This is a genomic window from Rhizobium sp. Root1334, assembly GCF_001426665.1.
Taxonomy (GTDB): domain Bacteria; phylum Pseudomonadota; class Alphaproteobacteria; order Rhizobiales; family Rhizobiaceae; genus Pararhizobium.
In genome coordinates this window covers 688,778-707,267 of the sequence record NZ_LMEY01000023.1, presented here as the reverse complement: position 1 = coordinate 707,267, position 18,490 = coordinate 688,778, and the positions used below count along the sequence as shown (strand labels likewise).

The following is an 18,490-nucleotide window of genomic DNA, read 5'->3' as shown; positions in this document are numbered from 1 at the left end:
GATTTTGGTCCAGGCCATCGTGAACTCCATCGAATCTTTGCAAATCCGAAGGAATCATAACCTACTGAAATCACCCACCTCTTTTTGAGGCAGCCTCTTAAATAAACTTGTAAGTGAGTTCAATTTATCGAGAACTCCCGTCGCCTATATCGATTTGGAAACCTTTAAAGGACACAGCTATCCTGATGTTTTGGTGAGCATTCTAATAAAAACTCTCTCATCATATGAAAAATGGATGGAAACGGCGGCTATATTACCTGGTTCAAAACAATCTTTCTGGGAAAAACTATTTGGTAAAAAACCAACAAGAAAGGCATTGGACAAGGGTGAGGTAGCAAAAGTTTCTAATTCTATAAACAAAATCAAAGTTGAGTTAGAGCATCTCTTGTCTGAGGCAGAAACAATTGATCGCACCAGAACAGCGCGCCAATCCCTAGCAAAGGGAGGCGAAGGAACCGCTTCGCTTGATGGCCCCTCAAGTAACCTATCTGCAAAAGCCACAATTTCCAAAGAGACAGAAAAGGAAATAGTGGATACTTATGAAAACAAGAAGATAGAGATTCTTCACAGAAGAATTTTGGAATTCAAAGATTTATTTGAGAAAATATCTGCATGTGCAGATGGATCATCATATATTCTCCTTGATGATCTTTATCACATAAGAAAATCTGATCAAGCAATGGTTATTGATTACTTTCATAGAATAACCAAAGGAACAGATACATGGCTAAAAATCGGGACTATCAAGCACAGAACCAAATGGTACACAACCGGAACACAAGCAATAGGTGTAAAACTTGGTGATGATGCAGACGAAATTGACCTAGACGTCACACTTGAGAGGTATGATCTTACCAAAAAGTTCTTAATTAGGATACTAGAGCAATTTTGCGTGCAGTATGATTCCAAGGTCAGCGACATACTTTCAGATGGCGCTAGAGATCGATTAGTTTTGGCTAGTGGGGGCGTTGCAAGAGATTTTCTAAGTTTAACTCGACGCTCAATCGATGTGGCGAGACAGCGGTTGGCAGGTAATGATAGATTTCGAGGCGAGCGGATTTCTGCAGAGGATGTAAACAAGGCCGCCGGTGAACTTGATTCATTTAAACAGGAAGATTTTCAGTTTGATACATCACCTGACGAGTCGAGAGGTTTGAGGGCAGAGTTTGAGAAAATTCGGAATTTTTGCCTAGAGAAAACAAATACAAACTGCCTTTTGGTAGACAAAGAATCCTCGGAGAAGTTTGTCTTTCCAATAAAGGAACTTGTTGATCTAAAATTTTTACATCACATAAGCTCCAGAGTTACCGTACGAGATCGGAAGGGAAAGATATATGATGCTTATATGCTTGATATCAGCCAGTATTCTGGGGAAAGAAAAAGAAGAAATTTTGAAATGATAAAATTTTGGGAAAGAGAAGGAGATAGCGACCTTCGAAAAGGCAAGTTAGTTTACAGTTAAACATTCGGAGACAAAGACGCGTGAGATCATAACGTTTCGCCTCGGGAACCCTGTTGTTTGCAACGCGGAATCGACCCTCCCTCCGTCATTCCTGTGCCTGTCACAGGAATTCAGTGCGCCGTGTCCACAGCGCGCAAGACCCTTTCTAATACGCGAAACAAAAGAGCGCCTTCACGGCGCAGACGCGCCGTGGCTGGATTCCTGTGACAGGCACAGGAATGACGGAGGCGAGGACAGCGCCCCAATTTCCCGACCGGCAACGGGGATAAATTTCTGCTCGAAAGACGCGGCATCACCACCTCCCCTCGGTGAGAGAGCGCGCAAAATCAACCCCTTACCCAAATGCCACCTGCGCAATCCCGCTCCCCACCACACCCACAAAATCCCCGCCCCCAAAACCCGTGCCATACTTCTCCCGTTCCGCCGTGGATACACTGCCAGCCGTGGCAGCGAGGCGGGGCCGGCGCCGGGTTTGAGGAAAGGACGGACATCCTCCTATCCGGGGTTCGCGGAAAATGCTCTCCCTCCGGCGACACGGGGAGAGGCAAGGGTTTTTCCTTGTCTCTTGAAGCCCGAAAGAGCGCGCCGGGCGTGCCTGTGCGGCACACAGGGTGGGTGAGCGGGTGGTTTCGCCGGGTGTAACAACCCGGCGGCGGCCGGGTGGAGCGTTGCTGATAAATTGGTTCAGCCGGGGTCCATCGGGTCAGACGAACACCGTCTGTCTCACCACCGCAGAGAGACCCAAGTCGCGGGCAAAAACCGCCGAACGGGGCGCTGAGAGGTGTCACTTTTTACCATCAAACGCGGCAGCTTTCAGCGCCCCGTCCTGCCTTCAAACCACGGCGGCATTTTTTTCGCGCGTGAATGCGAGCGCGTGGCCGGCAACACAGTCAAAGGAGAAGAGACATGCCCCTTCCCGTCCACACACGGCTGATGGCCCGCACCGCCGAGATGCTGGCCATGCCGCATCTGGCCTGCCGCCGCCGCGACTGCCGCCGCAAGAACACCTGCTTCTGGCATTTCAAAAACAGCGGCGAACCCTGCTGCCTGCACAATCTGACCGCAGCACAGCGCGAGGTTTTCGATGAATTTTACCGCGAGGCCCTGATCATCCTCGAATATGGCGGCCATCAGGGCCTGACATACACCTGGGGCAATCCCGGGAAGCGGGCTTTTCTGGACGTCTGCGTCGAACTCGCCCGCACCGCCGTCCCGCCCCACGACAAACGCCGCTTCGACGCCTTCCGCCGAGACCGCGAAACAAGCGTCGCACGCACGGAGCCAGCAGCGAAATGAACAAGGACGGGAGCCACCGCGGACACTTGCCGCATGTCACAGAGCCTCACTCTCCGTCATTCTCGCCCATGTGGCGGGAATCCAGCCACGGCGCGTCTGCGCCGTGAGAAACCCCTTGCGCGCGCCCAAGGTGTCCTGCGCCCCGCCGGCGCGTCGTGAAAGGGCGCATTCAATCCCACACACAAGACGTCGTGCGCGCAGAGACCAGCGAGACCGTTTTATGGTTAGCGAAACGTTTACCGTCACCCCCTATGGTTGCTATTCAAACTTGGAGCAGGCACGTGGGTTTCGACGGCAAGACATTGCATTATCAATATTATTTCTATGGTCCCGACCGCACCATCGAAGAACAGAAAACGCGCCCCGAATGGGGCTCCGATACCTTGATCAACGGGCTGACGACAATCAAAGGACTGACATCAGGCAGCGCCGAGCTCTTCAAGATGACCGTGACCAACACCGCGATCGGCTTCGATTTCGACAAGACGGTTCTCTGGAAAACCGGTTACACCGTCGGCAAGAAGAACATCTCCGCGCAGTTCAACGGCGCCGTCTTCGAGGACCTGAACAACGCGATCGCGCCGATCATCGGCGTCACCCTCAAGACCAATATCATCGCTCTGAAAGCCAACGACATCACCTTCAGCGAGAACAGGATCGCCATCGACTTTCAAGGCATGTCGACCTTCGACGATTCCTCCCTCATTCTCAACGTGATCTTCCGGACCTCCTCCAGCGGCGCGATCACCTACCAGGCGAAAAACGACGCCGTCTTCATCCGCGGCCAGGCCGCAGCCGACAAACTGTTCGGTGGCGCCGGAAACGACATCTTCGAAGGCGGCAAGGGAAACGATATTCTCAAGGGCGGCGCAGGCGATGACAGCCTCAATGGCGGCGCCGGTTTCGACGATCTCTATGGCGGCGCCGGAAAGGACGTCTTCGTCTTCAAATCGGTAAAGGACCTCGGCCTTTCGAAGGCTGCAACCGATACGATCTTCGACTTCACCCGCGGCGACAAGATCGATCTGTCGGCCATTGACGCCAGCACGAAAGCGATTGGTGACCAGTCCTTCGCCTTCATCGCCACCAAGGCCTTCTCGGGCCGGGCTGGCGAACTGCGCTACGAAAAAAACGCGTCAGACACGTATGTCTATGCCGATATCAACGGCGACAGGAAGGCCGATTTCGTCCTGCATCTCGACGACGCACTATCGCTGTCGAAGGACATGTTCATTCTCTGAATTCGGCAGGGGGAGGAGAAAACGGCGCCCTATTCCGCCGCCTTCACCTCTTCCAGAAATTCCAGCTCGTAGGAATAGCCTTCGAGCAGCGTATAGGCCTGCTCGGTCGCCTCGATCTGCGATTCGGCGCTGCGGATCGCCTCGGCGATCGATTGCGAGCGGGTGCGCAGCATCGAGCCGAGAATGTCGGCGGCCGGGCGGCGGCCGAGACGGTCGAGATGCTGGCGCACGCGGGCGCGGTGGCGCTCCAGCTCGAGAATGTGAAAGCGGCTCTTGACGATATCGTCGGAGAGTCTGCGGCGCATGGCGGCGACGGGATCGAAACTGCCGGGCTCGCGCTCGTCGAGGATGAAGTCGCTGACCAGCGTTTCCAGCTTCAAGATGCCCTGCAGGTCGCGTGGATCGGCCAGCTGCGGGTCATAGCCGGTATTGTCATAGACCTTGCGGCGCACCGGATCCTTCAACAGGTCGTAGCAGGCCTGCAGCCGCCCAAACGCTTCGGTATCGCCGCCACTGTCGGGATGAGCGGCCTTCACCACCTTGCGATAGGCCACCTTGATCGCCTGCTCGTCGGCATCGCGGGCAATTCCAAGCGTTTCATAGGGGTCGATCACGGCAACACCTCGCAGTCCAGCATTCGTCACTTCATCCCTGACCTAACCGTTCGCCCATCCCGCATCAACCCAAAAGCGGATGCGGCGTGGGCGCCCCTTAATCGGACATTGCCGGGACCAAATTGGGGCAGGATCGCGACGGTGCGCGGTTTTCCCCGGCCGGGACCGTGGCGGCGCGCAAAACCCGGCGGATGTGCCGCCCTGGTGCACCGCGCCGCCAGTACCGACAGGCGGTTGAGTGCAAAGGATTAAACGCTTGCTATTTTCTTTTTTTGCTGCAAATATTTTCCGCGTTCGGGCGTTTGCATCCCGGAGACTGGACTGGCTGTATGGTCCCGGAGAAATCCGGGCGTGCCGAAAGGCACTGTAGACGTTCTTTCCCCGTTATCGACTTCTCCGACTGGCTTTCCGGAATAAAGACAAAACCGGAAAGAAAAACGTCTCCACCCTGGCAGGGGTGAGGACACATCATTAAGGGAAAAAGGACTTCTCCCATGGCCACCAAGGGCACCGTAAAATTCTTCAACCAGGACAAGGGTTTTGGTTTCATCACGCCGGAAGGCGGCGCAAAGGACGTGTTCGTACACATCTCCGCGCTGCAGGCCGCTGGTCTCCAGACCCTGAAGGACGGCCAGCAGGTCACCTTCGACACCGAGCCGGATCGCATGGGCAAGGGCCCGAAGGCTGTCAACATCCAGGCTGACTAAGCCTCGATCTGACCGCTTGCGATGACTGAATTGAACGGCGTCCCTCGGGGCGCCGTTTTTTTTGCTGAACGATCGTCCCCGCCGCCAAAATCCGTGCCATGATGATCATGGCGGCAGGAAGCGAGAAAGCGGGCCGTCCCCGCGTCGTCGGTAAGGCTTTACGCCCGCGTGATGGCCGCCGTTTGTGATGCCCGAGGTTTACGCGGGACCTTTTTACTCAGCCGCCTGCTTTGCCTCGGCTGCAGCAAAGATCGCATCGAAGGCCGCCGCGATGACCTCCGGTCCGGCCCCTGCCCGCGTCGCATCGGCCGACAGGATCTGGCGGAATCGCCGGGCGCCCGGCCAGCCCTGGAAAAGCCCGACCATATGGCGGGTGACATGGATCAGCCGCCCGCCGGACGCGATATGCCCGGCCGCATAGCCCATCATCGCCTCGCGCACCCCGGCCCAGAACTCCAGCGACTGCCGGTGGCCATTGGCCGTAAACACCTCGCCGCCGGAACCGGCTGGGCCAGCGCCGGTCAACGGATGCGGAAAATACCCATCCACGGCCGTCAGCATGGCGCTATCGTGATAGGCAGCCCGCCCGAGCATGACCCCATCCAGAACAGCGCCTTGATTCAGCTCGTCAACTGCCTGATTCAGATTGCCAAGACCGCCGTTGATCCCGATGAAAAGATTGGGATTCTCCGCCTTGAGCCGATGAACCAGCGGATAATCCAGCGGCGGAATATCGCGGTTCTCCTTCGGCGACAGCCCCTGCAGCCACGCTTTTCGCGCATGAACCCAGACGGCGTCTGTTCCGGCCTGCACGACCCGCGAGACCAAATCGCGCAAGGCAATCTCCGGATCCTGGTCATCGACACCGATCCGGCATTTCACCGTCACAGGAATGGACACCGCCGCCTTCATCTTCGCCACGCAGTCAGCCACCACGGAGGGCTCACGCATCAGGCAGGCGCCGAATGTGCCAGACTGGACACGATCCGAAGGGCAGCCGACATTGATATTGATCTCGGCATAACCGAACTGTTCGCCAATCCGCGCAGCCTCGGCCATCTTGACGGGATCGTTACCGCCCAACTGCAGGGCAACCGGATGCTCGACTGCATCAAACCCCAGCAACCTCTCCCGGTCACCGCGCAGGATCGCCTCGGAGACGATCATCTCGGTGTAGAGCAACGCATGCCTGGAAAGCTGCCGGGCCAGAAACCTGTAATGCTTATCCGTCCAATCGATCATCGGGGCGACAGCGAACACGGGCGCTCCGAAGTAACCCGCAGCGGCGTTCGTCAATGCCGGGATCGCTACATTGTCCATCAAAAATACTTTCATCCCCGCACGTCCCGGCGGTGGTACATTGTGGTGGAGAAACAGGCGCAAGCGGAGAAGCTCTCACGGCTCAAACGGCCTAACCAATTGCGGCCTTATACAGCGGCAAGGTTTTGAAAGCGAGATGGAACTTTTGGAAGGCTGCTGGACTGTTTCTAAAAGAAAGAATGAAGCTGCGCCGCAGACAATAAGGCGGGCGCCGAAAGAAGAAATGCACACTGGAAACCTGATGTTCAGCAACAGCAGGCAGGGCACCATATCGGCAGGCACCAGCACCAAGCTCTGCGCCAACTGCGCAGTTAAGGCCTGACGAGACCCTATTTGAGATGGATCAATGCGCCTGCAACTTGGCCTCTTGCGCGGCGGCGATGAAAACCTCTCGCGCCTCTTCCGGCGACTTGCGGCCGTCGATGGCGGCACGGCAGAAGCTTCTCGCAGCAACGTAGCGCGGACCACGAAGATCGGGCCAGGTGTCCATCAGGCAGATGAGGGCATCGAACGGTCCGAAAACGATCTTCGAACCTTTATGCTCGAACCCGACTTCCACGGGATTGGACCATTTGGCATTTGGCATGAGCGTCTCCTCCGAATGTCTTGCCAGACCATAACGGCAAGATAACCCATTTGGTTCCCGTTGGGCAGAGTGCCAAACGAAAAAAGCCTGCCGCGGGAGGAGGTGCGGCAGGCTTCTGAAAATGACCCACGGCCGGGAGGAGGTGGCCGCTGATCGATCGCAGCTCTTCGGGAGGAGGTGAATCGCTGCGATGGATGGAACAATAATGCTGCGATGCACAAAAATCAATTAAAATCTGACGCAATGCAACCGTTACCAGTAACGTCTTCGTGTAGACTCGGCGCTGGAGGCGGTGCCGATCAGATAGCCTGCAACGAAAGCGGCCGCTCCGAAAACAAGAAAGGCCGCGCTGGTCGCGGACGGATGCTCCTGAGCGCTCTGCGCCACGGCCGAGGCCTCATCGCGGACATAAGCCGCCGCCTGTTTCGCCTTGGCGGTTACGCCGCCAGTCTCTTTGAGTTCGCCGGTAAAACCGGTCCGCAAGTTCTTGATGTTCGCCATCTCAGGCTCCTTTTGCTGTCGCGAACACAACACCTAGGCAGAGCGATTGTTCCAATTCGGAAATGCTTGAAACAACCAGATGCGAATACGCGTTCAAAAGGTCAAAAAAGAAGGGTGCTCCATTCCGGCACAAATTAAAGCAACTGCTAAAAAATCACTGTTGCGATTTCTTCATGTGTGGCATGCTAATAGCTGAGGTGCCTCATAAAAACCAATTTCGGAGTAGCTACTGCAGCCCAGAATCAAAAAAATAAAGAGACGGGAGAGAACACATGGTAGAGGAAAATCTATACCGCATCGTTGAAGTCAGTCTGAAGCGTGGCAGCGACCGTCGCGACGTTGGCATCATGACCGTACGTCAAGCACTCGAACTTCCGGACGTCCCCAGCCTCGAATACACGCACCCCGAATTCAATTCGCGGGCAGACAGCCAGTTTCTGACACGCGACCAGCTTCAGGCTTACGTCTGCAGCTGAGGCCGCTTTCCCCACCCGGTTATGGGGTGCTATCGTCCAGCATTCGCAATTTGGATGTCTGGATATCGATGACAACTGTAATCCCCCTTCCCGCGCCGGTGCTTTTGCCGGTGGTGAATTCCGAGCAAACCTTTCCGGTCCGCCGCGTCTATTGCGTCGGGCGCAATTATGCCGCCCATGCCATCGAGATGGGGCATGATCCGGACCGGGAACCACCCTTCTTTTTCCAGAAGAATCCGGACAACCTTGTCCATGGCAATGCGTTCCCCTACCCGCCTCTTACATCCGACGTGCATCACGAAGTCGAGCTGGTGATCGCACTGAAGCATGGTGGTGATGCCATTGAGGCTGCAGACGCGCTTGACTGCGTCTACGGCTACGCTGTCGGCATCGATTTCACCCGGCGCGACCTGCAGGCGCAGGCAAAGGCGGCCGGCAAACCCTGGGCTGCGGCAAAGGCCTTCGAACATTCGGCGCCGGTATCGCAGATTGTGCCGGCGCAAGCGATCGGGCATCCCGTCGATGGCAATATCTGGCTGAAAATCAACGGCGAGACCAAGCAACAGGGCGATCTCAATCAGATGATCTGGAAAATACCGGAGATCATCGCCGAACTGTCAAAACTGTTTACGCTCGCCGCCGGCGACATCATCATGACGGGCACCCCGTCGGGCGTCGGTCCCGTATCGCGAGGCGACACAGTATCGTGCGGCATCGATGGCGTCGCGACGCTGACCGTTGCGGTCGTTTAAGGGGGAACCATGCCGCTTTATGCTCTTGGGGCCACCCGGCCCGCTGTGCCGCCGGAAGATCGCTATTGGGTTGCGCCTGATGCGCACGTCATCGGTCAAGTCGAACTGGGCGACGATGTCGGCGTCTGGTTCGGCGCGGTGCTGCGCGGTGACAACGAACCGATCCGCATCGGCGCCCGCACCAATATCCAGGAGGGCGTGGTCATTCACGTCGATCCGGGACTGCCCGTGACTATCGGCGAAGGCTGCACAATCGGCCACCGCGCCATCGTGCATGGCTGCACCATCGGCGACAACTCGCTCATTGGCATGGGAGCAACGGTGCTGAACGGCGTCGTCATCGGGAACAACTGCCTGGTCGGCGCCAACGCACTGGTGACGGAAGGCAAGGTCTTTCCGGACAATTCGCTGATCGTCGGGGCGCCGGCGAAAGCCATCCGGCTGATGGACGATGCCGCTGTCGCCGGACTGCGGAAATCGGCTGATGGCTACGTCAAAAAATGGCAGTTGTTTGCAACCAGCCTTTCCGTCATCGAATAGGTGGCGCCGGAATTGCGCTGTGTTTGAACCGGGTTCTGTGCGGAACCCGGTTCAAACAATCGTGCTCTTATTCAGCGGTGCAGTTCTGGCAGTGACCGCGGATTTCGATCGTGGTCTTCTCGGTCTTGAAATGCTGCTTTCCAGCCAGAACCGTCAGCCGCTCTTCCATGGCTTCGTCGTGCATCTCGGTCACCTGCCCGCAATCCTCGCAGATGGCAAAGGCAGTGACCCCATGATCATGGTGATGTTGATGATCCGGATGGGCGCAGGCGACGAAGGAATTCATGCTTTCGAGCCGGTGGATCAGGCCGAATTCCAACAGCTTGTCGAGCGCCCGGTAGACCTGCAGCGGCGCACGAAACCCGTGATCACGCAGCTTATCGAGGATCGTGTAGGCGCTGAGCGGGCCATCGGCATGATGGAGTGCGTCGAGGACCAGCGACTGGTTCTTTGTAAGCTGTTGTGCCGCCATCAGTGATGTCCTCCATGCGTCGAATGTATCGCCGTCTCAGCGTTTTTGTTGCGGCCGAACGGCAGCAGACTGAGCACGAAAAGCCCCATCGCCGCAACCACGATTGATGGGCCGGACGGTGTATCGAAATGCAGCGAGCCGAACAGCCCACCGGTAACCGCAAGCGCGCCGATGACCGAGGCGAGCACCGCCATGATTTCGGGTGACGTCGCAAACCGCCGGGCGGTGGCTGCCGGAATGATCAGCAACGACGTGATCAGGAGGATGCCGACGATCTTCATGGCGATCGCGATGACAAGCGCCATCAAAAGCATGAAATAGAGCCGCGCCCGCTCCGGCTGCAAACCTTCTGCCTCGGCCAGTTCCGGATTGACGGTGGAGGCAAGCAGCGGCCGCCAGAGATAGACGATGGCGGCCAGAACGAGAATGCCACCACCCCAGACCAGATCGATATCGGCCTCCGACACCGCAAGAATATCGCCAAACAGGAAGCCAACCAGATCGATCCGCACCCAGGTCATGAAAGCGACCATGACGAGGCCAATCGACAGCGCCGAATGCGAGAGAATGCCGAGCAGCGCATCGGTCGACAGCGCGCCACGCTTCTGAAGCAGCAGGAGGAGCAGCGACACGGCGGCGGCAACGATGAAGACGCTGAGCATCAAATTGAGATCAAGCAGCAGCGATAGCGCCACGCCGAGCAGCGCCGAATGGGCCATCGTATCGCCGAAATAGGCCATGCGCCGCCAGATGACGAAGCAGCCGAGCGGGCCGACGGTGATTGCAAGTCCTATACCGGCAATGAGCGCGCGGGTGAAGAAATCATCAAACACGGCCGTTCTCCTTGGTATCGTATCCCTGCAGGCGGCTCTTATAGCCACAGCCGCAGTCTGGGCCATGCACGTGCTCATGAGCATCGCCATGCGCATGATCGCCATGATGGTGACCGTCATCGGGATGGCAATGTTCGGTGATGCTGCCATCGGTATGCAGCACGCGGCCGTCCGGAAGATGAGTATGATCGTGATCGTGGCTATAAACGGCGAGCGACTTTGCGGCGCGGCTGCCGAACAGCTTCAGGTATTCCGGGCTCTGACTGACCACTTGCGGCGTACCGCGGCAGCAGACATGGCCATTGAGGCAGATTACCGTATCGGTCTCGGCCATCACCACATGCAGATCGTGGGAGATCAGCAGGATACCGCAGCCCGTCCTGTTGCGAATAGACTTGATCAGGTCGTAAAGCGCGATCTCGCCCGAAAAATCGACGCCCTGCACCGGTTCGTCCAGCACCAGAAGATCCGGCTTGCGGGCGATGGCGCGGGCCAGCAAGGCACGCTGGAATTCGCCGCCGGACAGGTGCTGCACCTCGGCGCGGGCGAGATGGGCGATACCGGTCGACTGCAGCGCCTCCTCGATTTCGCGTCCCTTCAGCGGTCCGGTCAACGTCATCAGCCGCTCGACGGTCAAAGGCAGCGTCCAGTCGATCGCCAGCTTCTGCGGCACATAACCGACCTTCAGACCCGGCATTTTTTCGACCCAGCCTTCATCCGGCTTCAAGACGCCGATCGCAGCTTTCGCCGTCGTCGATTTGCCGGAACCGTTGGGGCCAATCAGCGTGACAATCTCACCACGGCGGATCGAAAATTCGACCCCACGCACCAGCCAGCGGCCGTTACGGCGGATGCCGGTATTGTTGAGCGAGACGAGTGGTGCCTGATCGGACTTGTGAAAATTCAGCATCAAAAAAATCCGGATGGGGTGTTGCCAGCCGCTATGCCACACGTTATAGCATAACGCAATTGATGTAATAACATTACATTGATTTACAAGACAGGAGTTCCCGCATGAGCCTGAAAAATTCCCTCCTTTTGACATCCTCCCTCGTTTTCGCCCCCACGATACTCCTGGCAGCCGGAGCCGCCCATGCCGAGGTTCCCAATGTCGTCGTCTCGATCAAGCCGATCCACTCCCTGGTCGCCTCGATCATGCAGGGCGTTGGCGAACCGGCGTTGATCGTTGAAGGAGCAGCTTCCCCACACACCTACAGCATGAAGCCCTCCAACGCTTCGGCGCTGGAGAAGGCCAATGTTGTCTTCTGGGTCGGTCATGGGCTGGAAGCCTTTCTCGAAAAGCCACTGGAATCGCTCGGCAGCAAGGCCAAGCTCGTTGAGCTCGACGATGCACCCGGCCTTGAAAAACTGAAATTCCGCGAAGGCGGCGCCTTTGAAGCCCATGACCACGGCGACGAGCACGAAGAAGGTGCCGAGGGGCATGCCCATGGTGAAGCCGGCCATCATCACGACGAGGGTGAGTTCGACCTGCATCTCTGGCTCGACCCGGCCAATGCCACGGCGATGGCCGTCGAAATCGAAAAGACGCTGGCTGCGGCAGACCCGGACAATGCCGCCGCCTACAAGACCAATCTCGATGCGCTGAACACCCGCCTCGCCGCACTGGACAAAACGCTTGCCGAGACCGTCGCACCAATCAAGGACAAGCCCTTCATCGTTTTCCATGACGCCTACCAGTATTTCGAGCATCGCTATCAGGTGAAAGTGGCCGGATCGATCACGGTCAGCCCAGAAACCCTGCCCGGCGCCGCGCGGCTGAAGCAGATCCATGAAAAGATCGTCGAACTCGGCGCCACCTGCGTTTTTGCCGAACCGCAGTTCGAGCCCAAGCTGGTCAATGTCGTGCTCGAAGGCACATCGGCCAAATCCGGCACGCTGGACCCGGAGGCGGCGACACTTGAAGCAGGACCCGACCTCTATTTCCAGCTGATGGAGGGTATTGGCGTATCGCTGAAGACATGCCTTTCCAACGGCAGCTAGGACGTCCTCCCAAGACTTTGAAAAAGCGGGCCAATGGTCCGCTTTTTTAGATCATCAAATGTAATAATATAACATTAAGGATAAAAACATGCCCGACAAGCTACCGGTCACCGTCCTCTCCGGATTCCTTGGCGCCGGAAAGACCACGGTGCTCAACCACATCCTCAACAATCGAGACGGGCTGCGGGTCGCGGTCATCGTCAACGACATGAGCGAGGTCAATATCGACGCGGCGCTGGTGCGCGACGGCGGCGCCAATCTTTCGCGTACGGAGGAGCAGCTGGTCGAGATGACCAACGGCTGCATCTGCTGCACCCTACGCGACGATCTGCTCAACGAAGTCCGCAAGCTCGCGGAACAGGACAGGTTCGACTATCTGCTGATCGAATCGACAGGCATTGCCGAACCCCTGCCCGTCGCCACCACGTTTGAATTCCGCAACGAAGACGGCAACAGCCTCGCGGACGTTGCACGGCTCGATACGATGGTAACGGTGGTCGATGCCGTGAGCTTGCTCGGGGATTATTCCTCCGCCGACTTTCTGGCCGATCGCGGCGATACGGCCGGAGACAATGATAACCGCACGCTTGTTGATCTGCTGGTCGAGCAGATCGAATTTGCCGATGTCGTCATTCTCAACAAGACGGGCAGCGCAACACCCGAGCAGCGCGATGCCGCACGAAAAATCATTGCCGGGCTGAATGCCGACGCGCGGCTGATCGAGACCGATTTCGGCAAGGTGGCGCTGCGCGACGTTCTCGGCACCGGCCTGTTCGATATGCTGAAAGCTGAACAGCATCCGCTCTGGTACAAGGAACTGCACGGCTTCAAGGACCACATTCCGGAAACCGAGGAATATGGCATCCGCTCCTTCGTCTACCGGGCGAAGAGGCCGTTCGATCCAGCGCGGTTTCACGATTTCGTCCACCGGCCATGGCCGGGCGTTGTACGGGCGAAGGGTTTCTTCTGGCTGGCAACACGCCCGCATCACGCAGGCGAACTCAGCCAGGCCGGACCGATGGTGCGCACCGCGAAAATGGGACTGTGGTGGTCGGCGGTTCCGAAAACCCAATGGCCGGATGATCCGGGTTTCCTGGCGATGATGAAACCCTATCTCGATCCTGTCTGGGGCGACCGCCGCCAGGAGATCGTTTTTATCGGTGCCGATCCAATGGATCAGGCAACGTTGGAAGCGGAACTCGACGAGTGTCTGGTCGATGCCAAGGCATTTACCCCGGACCGCTGGCGGGCCTTGCCGGACCCGTTTACGGAGTGGAGCCAGCGGAGTGCCTGATGATCCCGCCGCGGCAAGCCGGCGTGACGCCCTGCCTCGCGCAAGCAAAGCAGGGCACATTCCCGCTGGAATCTCTAAATGGCACAGCCCGGAGCAGGCATCAGTATGAGTGGACAAGGAATTGCCGCGGCGGCAGCGGCATTCGAACAGAACCAATATATCGAAGCACTGACAATCCTCAACGGGATGCTTGGCGAGAGCGAAGAAGCGGCTGAGGTAACGCTGCTACTCGCGAAAGTGCTGGAAAAACTCGGTTTCACCGCTGAGGCAGCGGAAGCGTTTGAACAGGCGGCGCAGCATGCCGGCTCTGACGCACCCATTCTTCTGCGGCGCGCCTGCGGACTTTATTTCGCGACCGGCGACGATGACCGTACCCAGCTCATCGGCATAAAACTTCTCAAATCGCTGCCCAACGATCCCGAGCTTGCCTATATCCTCGCCCGTTCGCTGCTGCGCACCGGCGATAACGCTCTCGTCGACCTCGTCAAAAATACACTGGTGGAAAGCGATGACCCGGATCACCTCAATCTCGCCGGCGACATTTTCGCGTCCGACGATCGCAATCCGGTCAGCTTGACGCTGTTCCGCAAGATCGCAGCGCTCCATCCGGACGACCCTTATGCGCAGCTCAAATATTTGTCCGTGGCACGGGATTTTTGCGATTACGCAGCGATCGAGCAGATCGAGCGCTGGCTTGCCGCCGAGATCGCTGCCGGTAGAATGGAAACTCTCGCCGGCGAAACCGGCTATTCGAATCTGTTGCACTGCGGCGTCGAACGGCTGAACCGGCTGGCGACGAACAATCCAGGCGTTTCGCAACTCCCCTCACCCACGGCAAGCCGGCAAAGGAAGTCGCGCCCGCATGTGTGGGGCGACAGGCTCCGGATCGGTTACCTTTCCAGCGATCTGTGGGACGACCACGCCACCATGCGGTTGTTCCAAAGCGTGTTGGAGGCACATGACAGAGACCGGTTCGACGTAACACTCTACTGTTACACGCCGGAGAGATTTATCGGCTTCGACGGTGGAAACCGCGAAAAATGGGGGAAGATCGTCCAAATTCAGGCGCTTTCCGACGCTGAGGCCGCCGACGCGATAAAGGCCCGGCAGACGGACATCCTGGTCGATCTCAAGGGCCATACGGCAGGATCGCGCTCGAAGATCCTGAACCATATGGTCGCGCCGGTCCAGGTGGCTTGGCTCGGTTTCCCCGGAAGTACAGTCAACATCGAATGCGATTATGTGATCGGCGACGCCATCGTTCTGCCGAACAGTTCGAAGCCGCATTATCACGAGAAATTCTGCCGGCTGCCCGAAACCTACCAGCCGAACGACCCGGTTTACCGCGCCCGCCCACCAGCGCGCAGCCGCGCAGATCTGGGGTTGCCTGACGATCGCTTCGTCCTGGCGGCGTTCAATGCCGCCCGCAAGGTCTCGCTACCGACGCTCGATTGCTGGGCAGAGATCCTGCGCGGCACCGGCAATACGGTTCTCTGGGTGATGATCGACGGAGACGTCGCCCGCGGTAACTTCCTGTCCGCCATTAAAAGCCGCGGCGTGGAAGCGGATCGCATCATCTTTGCACCCAAGACAAACTACGAGGCGCATATCGCCCGCCTGCAGGCCGCCGACCTTGGTCTCGACACGTTTCCCTACAATGGCCACACGACAACATCCGACCAACTCTGGGCAGGCTTGCCGGTGTTGACGGTCAAGGGAAGCAATTTTGCATCGCGCGTATCGGAAAGCCTGCTGACGGCGATCGGCCTTGGTGAGCTTGCAGCCCCGGATTTCGACACGTTCGTTGGCCAAGCCATTGCTCTATCGAACGATCCAGCGCGGGTTGCGCATCTGAAGCAGACGATCGAAGCCAACCGCTATACGGCGCCGCTGTTTGACGCGGAACGTTTCTGCCGCCATCTGGAAACGGCCTATGGAATGATGGCCGACCGAGCCAGACAGAAGCTTGCACCTGAGCATTTCGATGTGCCCGCGCAACCCGCGCGCACATCGCCCTTCCGGTAAGGCGGCACAGGAGGCCGCCCACCCACTTGTTCCGGTCTCAACGCGTCGCCATGTTGACGATGACGCCGGTGGCGACGCTGATCAGCAGGAAGTCGTTATCGACGCGAACCCATTGTTGGCCGCGTGGCGGCGCGCGCAGCTTATAGCGGCGATAGTCATTGACAGCGGCGATGCGGCGGCGCTCGGAGGGCGACAGGCGGTGGCCGCGTGCCCAGCGCTTCTTAACGACTACATTCTTTTCGACGATCCTGGTATTGCCATGCCGGTAAACGCGTTTCTCGACATGACGCTCCTTCACCTGAGCAACTTCGAACGGCCGGGCCGGCTGGGCAAAAGCCGTCTGCGCCGTCAGGGGCGCCGTCAGGAAGGAGCTTGCGACCAGCGCAATCAGCAAACGTTTCATCGGGGTGTCCTTTCGTTTTTGACATCCCGAAACTACGGCCGCAAAGATGAACGGAAACTGAAACAGCAAATTACAAAATTGTAATGATATCAGTTAATTATAAGAATTAACTGATACAACGAACAAACTTGCAACCGACGATTACAGCGCCTCATAGATAAATCGGTCAAAATCCGCCTCCTGCGCCCGGCCCGATGTGTCAAAGGCAAAGACGCCGGCGAATGCCCCGGTAAAGGACCCATGCTCGCCGCGTCCGCCTTCATCCGAAACCACGCCGGCATCGAGCAAAGGCCCGAGTTTGCGCCATGTGCGATACCCATCCGCATGCCAGAAGAACTGCAGATCGTTGTCACGGATTTCCATGGCCAGATGCACCCGGCCGAACGGCACGGAGACGCCGCTTTCGACCGGGAATGTCATGCGGCTATGCGGGAAATCACCATTGCAGGAAAAGATTGTCACCACCCGGCCGAGTTGTTCGTGCAGCGTGACGGCGGCCGCGTGAAACTTGTGGCGATTGTAATAATGCGTGAGCCCCGCAGCCTGTTGATAAGTGTCGGGCTCAAATTCGACGACGGTTTCCGCTCGAAAAGAGTGATGTTCCTGACGTCTTGCCACCAGAGCCTGCTCGAACCAGCTGCCGATGCTTTCGCGGCCGAATAACCGCAGATGGCCCGGCCTTTCCGACAGCGAGAAAATCCGCTCTGGCACCGGTGTCCGCAGCCACTGGAAATCCCTGGGCAATTGCGGACTGTCGAATTCGGTTTCAACACGGGCTGGTTTGTCGATGACAACCGCCTCGCCCGGTGCCGGCACATCGACATCCGGCACGACCCCGCCCTGCGCAAGATACAACCAGTCGTCCTCGCCCCAGACGCATTTCTGCAACGCCGTCTCGCGGCCGAGCGTGCAGCGGCGTAACGGTGCCAGAGGACGGCCGGTCAGGTGGGTATGATAGGCTTGCCCGTCCGGGGTCTCGACATACTGCCCATGCCCTGCCCTTTGCAGCGCAGCGTCAGGATGATCCTTGGAGGTGATCAGATGTGTCTGCGGATGCATTTCATACGGCCCCTCGATCGTCCGGGAACGCGCCATGGTCACCACATGATCGTAGCCAGTGCCACCTTCCGCGGTCGTCAGATAGTACCAGCCACTCCGCTTGAAGAGATGCGGCCCTTCCACCAGGCCTTGCGCACTCCCTGCAAAGATATTGCGGATCGCGCCGGTCAATTTTTTCGCCACCGGATCCCATTCCTGCAGCAGGATACCATCAAAGGCCGGCGATTTCGGAGCGCCGCCAAAGCTCTCGGTGCGATGGTTCCACTGCATGTTGAGAAACCATTTGCGGCCATCGTCATCGTGAAACAGCGATGGATCGAAGCCGGACGAATTGACATAGACCGGATCCGACCATTCGCCTTCGATCGTTGGCGAAGTGACGATGTAGTTGTGAGCATCCTTGAAGTTTCCATCGAAGCGTTTGACGTCGGTATAGACCAGATAGAACAGACCATCCGCATGCGACAGGCACGGCGCCCAGACGCCGCAACTGTCGGGATTACCGCGCATATCGAGCTGGCTTGCCCGCTCCAGCGGCCGTCGCACCAAGGTCCAGTTTACCAGATCGCGCGAATGATGGATCTGTACGCCCGGATACCATTCGAAGGTGGAGGTGGCGATATAATAGTCCTCGCCGACCCGGCAGATGGATGGGTCCGGATTGAAGCCTGGAAGGATCGGATTGCGGATCATCGCGGTCATGACGAACGTACCTCATGGATTCTCGAAATGCCATACGGCCTGAAACCGGGCGCACTTGCAAGTCCTTGTTTGATGTTGGAAGCGACATTCCCCGCGTCGCCACCGACTCACGCTTTTCCCTATGCGTGGCAACATCCTGCAGCAGAGCTACCGCCGTTTGCACGCAGGTTTCCCACAGTTCCTGCCTAAGCTTTAGGCAAAGACGG

General features: G+C 57.8%; 20 protein-coding genes. 11 read left to right on the top strand and 9 right to left on the bottom strand.

Annotation, left to right across the window (positions count from 1 at the left end; translation table 11 throughout):
* The first annotated feature begins 193 nt into the window (after nucleotides 1-193).
* From ASD36_RS21775 to ASD36_RS21765, 3 genes are all read left to right on the top strand, one after another.
* Complete coding sequence (locus ASD36_RS21775; RefSeq protein WP_156393902.1) at nucleotides 194-1,462, top strand: hypothetical protein; 1,269 nt, start codon at nucleotides 194-196, stop codon at nucleotides 1,460-1,462.
* A 906-nt stretch (nucleotides 1,463-2,368) separates the two neighbouring features.
* Nucleotides 2,369-2,758: a hypothetical protein gene (locus tag ASD36_RS21770; protein WP_060506270.1), complete on the top strand. Its 390-nt coding sequence runs from the start codon at nucleotides 2,369-2,371 to the stop codon at nucleotides 2,756-2,758.
* A 281-nt stretch (nucleotides 2,759-3,039) separates the two neighbouring features.
* A complete protein-coding gene (locus ASD36_RS21765; protein ID WP_060511801.1) occupies nucleotides 3,040-3,999 on the top strand; it encodes a hypothetical protein in 960 nt (319 codons plus the stop codon).
* 29 nt (nucleotides 4,000-4,028) lie between these two features.
* Here ASD36_RS21765 and ASD36_RS21760 read toward each other — a convergent pair whose 3' ends face one another.
* On the bottom strand, nucleotides 4,029-4,613 hold the full coding sequence (locus tag ASD36_RS21760) for a J domain-containing protein (protein ID WP_060506324.1): 585 nt from the start codon (nucleotides 4,611-4,613) through the stop codon (nucleotides 4,029-4,031).
* Between the two features lie 494 nt (nucleotides 4,614-5,107).
* Between ASD36_RS21760 and ASD36_RS21755 the strand changes: the two genes are divergently transcribed.
* Nucleotides 5,108-5,320 carry a cold-shock protein gene (locus ASD36_RS21755; RefSeq protein ID WP_037095903.1) on the top strand — a complete coding sequence of 71 codons (213 nt, stop codon included), beginning with the start codon at nucleotides 5,108-5,110 and terminating at the stop codon, nucleotides 5,318-5,320.
* A 213-nt stretch (nucleotides 5,321-5,533) separates the two neighbouring features.
* Here the strand turns inward: ASD36_RS21755 and dusA are convergent, their stop codons facing one another.
* Nucleotides 5,534-6,640, bottom strand: coding sequence for a tRNA dihydrouridine(20/20a) synthase DusA (dusA, locus tag ASD36_RS21750; protein ID WP_112834595.1), 1,107 nt, complete (start codon nucleotides 6,638-6,640; stop codon nucleotides 5,534-5,536).
* Between the two features lie 136 nt (nucleotides 6,641-6,776).
* Here dusA and ASD36_RS21745 point away from each other — a divergent pair, with 136 nt between their 5' ends.
* Nucleotides 6,777-6,962 carry a hypothetical protein gene (locus ASD36_RS21745; RefSeq protein WP_060506266.1) on the top strand — a complete coding sequence of 62 codons (186 nt, stop codon included), beginning with the start codon at nucleotides 6,777-6,779 and terminating at the stop codon, nucleotides 6,960-6,962.
* A 21-nt stretch (nucleotides 6,963-6,983) separates the two neighbouring features.
* Here ASD36_RS21745 and ASD36_RS21740 read toward each other — a convergent pair whose 3' ends face one another.
* Nucleotides 6,984-7,226, bottom strand: coding sequence for a DUF982 domain-containing protein (locus ASD36_RS21740; protein ID WP_037095905.1), 243 nt, complete (start codon nucleotides 7,224-7,226; stop codon nucleotides 6,984-6,986).
* Nucleotides 7,227-7,478: 252 nt separating this feature from the next.
* Nucleotides 7,479-7,727: a hypothetical protein gene (locus ASD36_RS21735; protein WP_060506265.1), complete on the bottom strand. Its 249-nt coding sequence runs from the start codon at nucleotides 7,725-7,727 to the stop codon at nucleotides 7,479-7,481.
* Between the two features lie 272 nt (nucleotides 7,728-7,999).
* Between ASD36_RS21735 and ASD36_RS21730 the strand changes: the two genes are divergently transcribed.
* From ASD36_RS21730 to ASD36_RS21720, 3 genes are all read left to right on the top strand, one after another.
* On the top strand, nucleotides 8,000-8,203 hold the full coding sequence (locus ASD36_RS21730; protein WP_060506264.1) for a hypothetical protein: 204 nt from the start codon (nucleotides 8,000-8,002) through the stop codon (nucleotides 8,201-8,203).
* A 68-nt stretch (nucleotides 8,204-8,271) separates the two neighbouring features.
* Nucleotides 8,272-8,955, top strand: a complete 684-nt coding sequence (locus ASD36_RS21725) for a fumarylacetoacetate hydrolase family protein (protein WP_060506263.1) — start codon at nucleotides 8,272-8,274, stop codon at nucleotides 8,953-8,955.
* Between the two features lie 9 nt (nucleotides 8,956-8,964).
* Entirely contained in the window at nucleotides 8,965-9,495 is a 531-nt protein-coding gene (locus ASD36_RS21720) for a gamma carbonic anhydrase family protein (protein ID WP_060506262.1), read from the top strand.
* A 67-nt stretch (nucleotides 9,496-9,562) separates the two neighbouring features.
* On the opposite strand, the gene ASD36_RS21715 is transcribed toward ASD36_RS21720, so the two are convergent.
* The 3 genes from ASD36_RS21715 to ASD36_RS21705 are packed head-to-tail and all read right to left on the bottom strand — an operon-like array spanning nucleotide 9,563 to nucleotide 11,713.
* On the bottom strand, nucleotides 9,563-9,967 hold the full coding sequence (locus ASD36_RS21715; RefSeq protein WP_060506261.1) for a Fur family transcriptional regulator: 405 nt from the start codon (nucleotides 9,965-9,967) through the stop codon (nucleotides 9,563-9,565).
* Complete coding sequence (gene znuB, locus ASD36_RS21710) at nucleotides 9,967-10,800, bottom strand: zinc ABC transporter permease subunit ZnuB (protein ID WP_060506260.1); 834 nt, start codon at nucleotides 10,798-10,800, stop codon at nucleotides 9,967-9,969. The genes ASD36_RS21715 and znuB overlap by 1 nt, the downstream gene beginning before the upstream one ends.
* On the bottom strand, nucleotides 10,793-11,713 hold the full coding sequence (locus ASD36_RS21705; RefSeq protein WP_244482347.1) for a metal ABC transporter ATP-binding protein: 921 nt from the start codon (nucleotides 11,711-11,713) through the stop codon (nucleotides 10,793-10,795). The genes znuB and ASD36_RS21705 overlap by 8 nt, the downstream gene beginning before the upstream one ends.
* Before the next feature lie 101 nt (nucleotides 11,714-11,814).
* Between ASD36_RS21705 and znuA the strand changes: the two genes are divergently transcribed.
* The 3 genes from znuA to ASD36_RS21690 all read left to right on the top strand — a co-directional run bounded on the left by znuA (nucleotide 11,815) and on the right by ASD36_RS21690 (nucleotide 16,120).
* Nucleotides 11,815-12,801: a zinc ABC transporter substrate-binding protein ZnuA gene (znuA, locus tag ASD36_RS21700; RefSeq protein WP_060506258.1), complete on the top strand. Its 987-nt coding sequence runs from the start codon at nucleotides 11,815-11,817 to the stop codon at nucleotides 12,799-12,801.
* Between the two features lie 88 nt (nucleotides 12,802-12,889).
* Nucleotides 12,890-14,095 (top strand): zinc metallochaperone GTPase ZigA, encoded by a 1,206-nt coding sequence (zigA, locus tag ASD36_RS21695; RefSeq protein WP_060506257.1) that lies wholly within the window; start codon nucleotides 12,890-12,892, stop codon nucleotides 14,093-14,095.
* Nucleotides 14,096-14,173: 78 nt separating this feature from the next.
* Complete coding sequence (locus ASD36_RS21690) at nucleotides 14,174-16,120, top strand: hypothetical protein (protein ID WP_082512284.1); 1,947 nt, start codon at nucleotides 14,174-14,176, stop codon at nucleotides 16,118-16,120.
* Between the two features lie 37 nt (nucleotides 16,121-16,157).
* Here ASD36_RS21690 and ASD36_RS21685 read toward each other — a convergent pair whose 3' ends face one another.
* Together ASD36_RS21685 and ASD36_RS21680 are read right to left on the bottom strand one after the other, a co-directional pair.
* Nucleotides 16,158-16,523 carry an RcnB family protein gene (locus tag ASD36_RS21685; protein ID WP_060506255.1) on the bottom strand — a complete coding sequence of 122 codons (366 nt, stop codon included), beginning with the start codon at nucleotides 16,521-16,523 and terminating at the stop codon, nucleotides 16,158-16,160.
* A 141-nt stretch (nucleotides 16,524-16,664) separates the two neighbouring features.
* A complete protein-coding gene (locus tag ASD36_RS21680; RefSeq protein WP_060506323.1) occupies nucleotides 16,665-18,275 on the bottom strand; it encodes a glycoside hydrolase family 43 protein in 1,611 nt (536 codons plus the stop codon).
* Nucleotides 18,276-18,490: the final 215 nt, after the last annotated feature.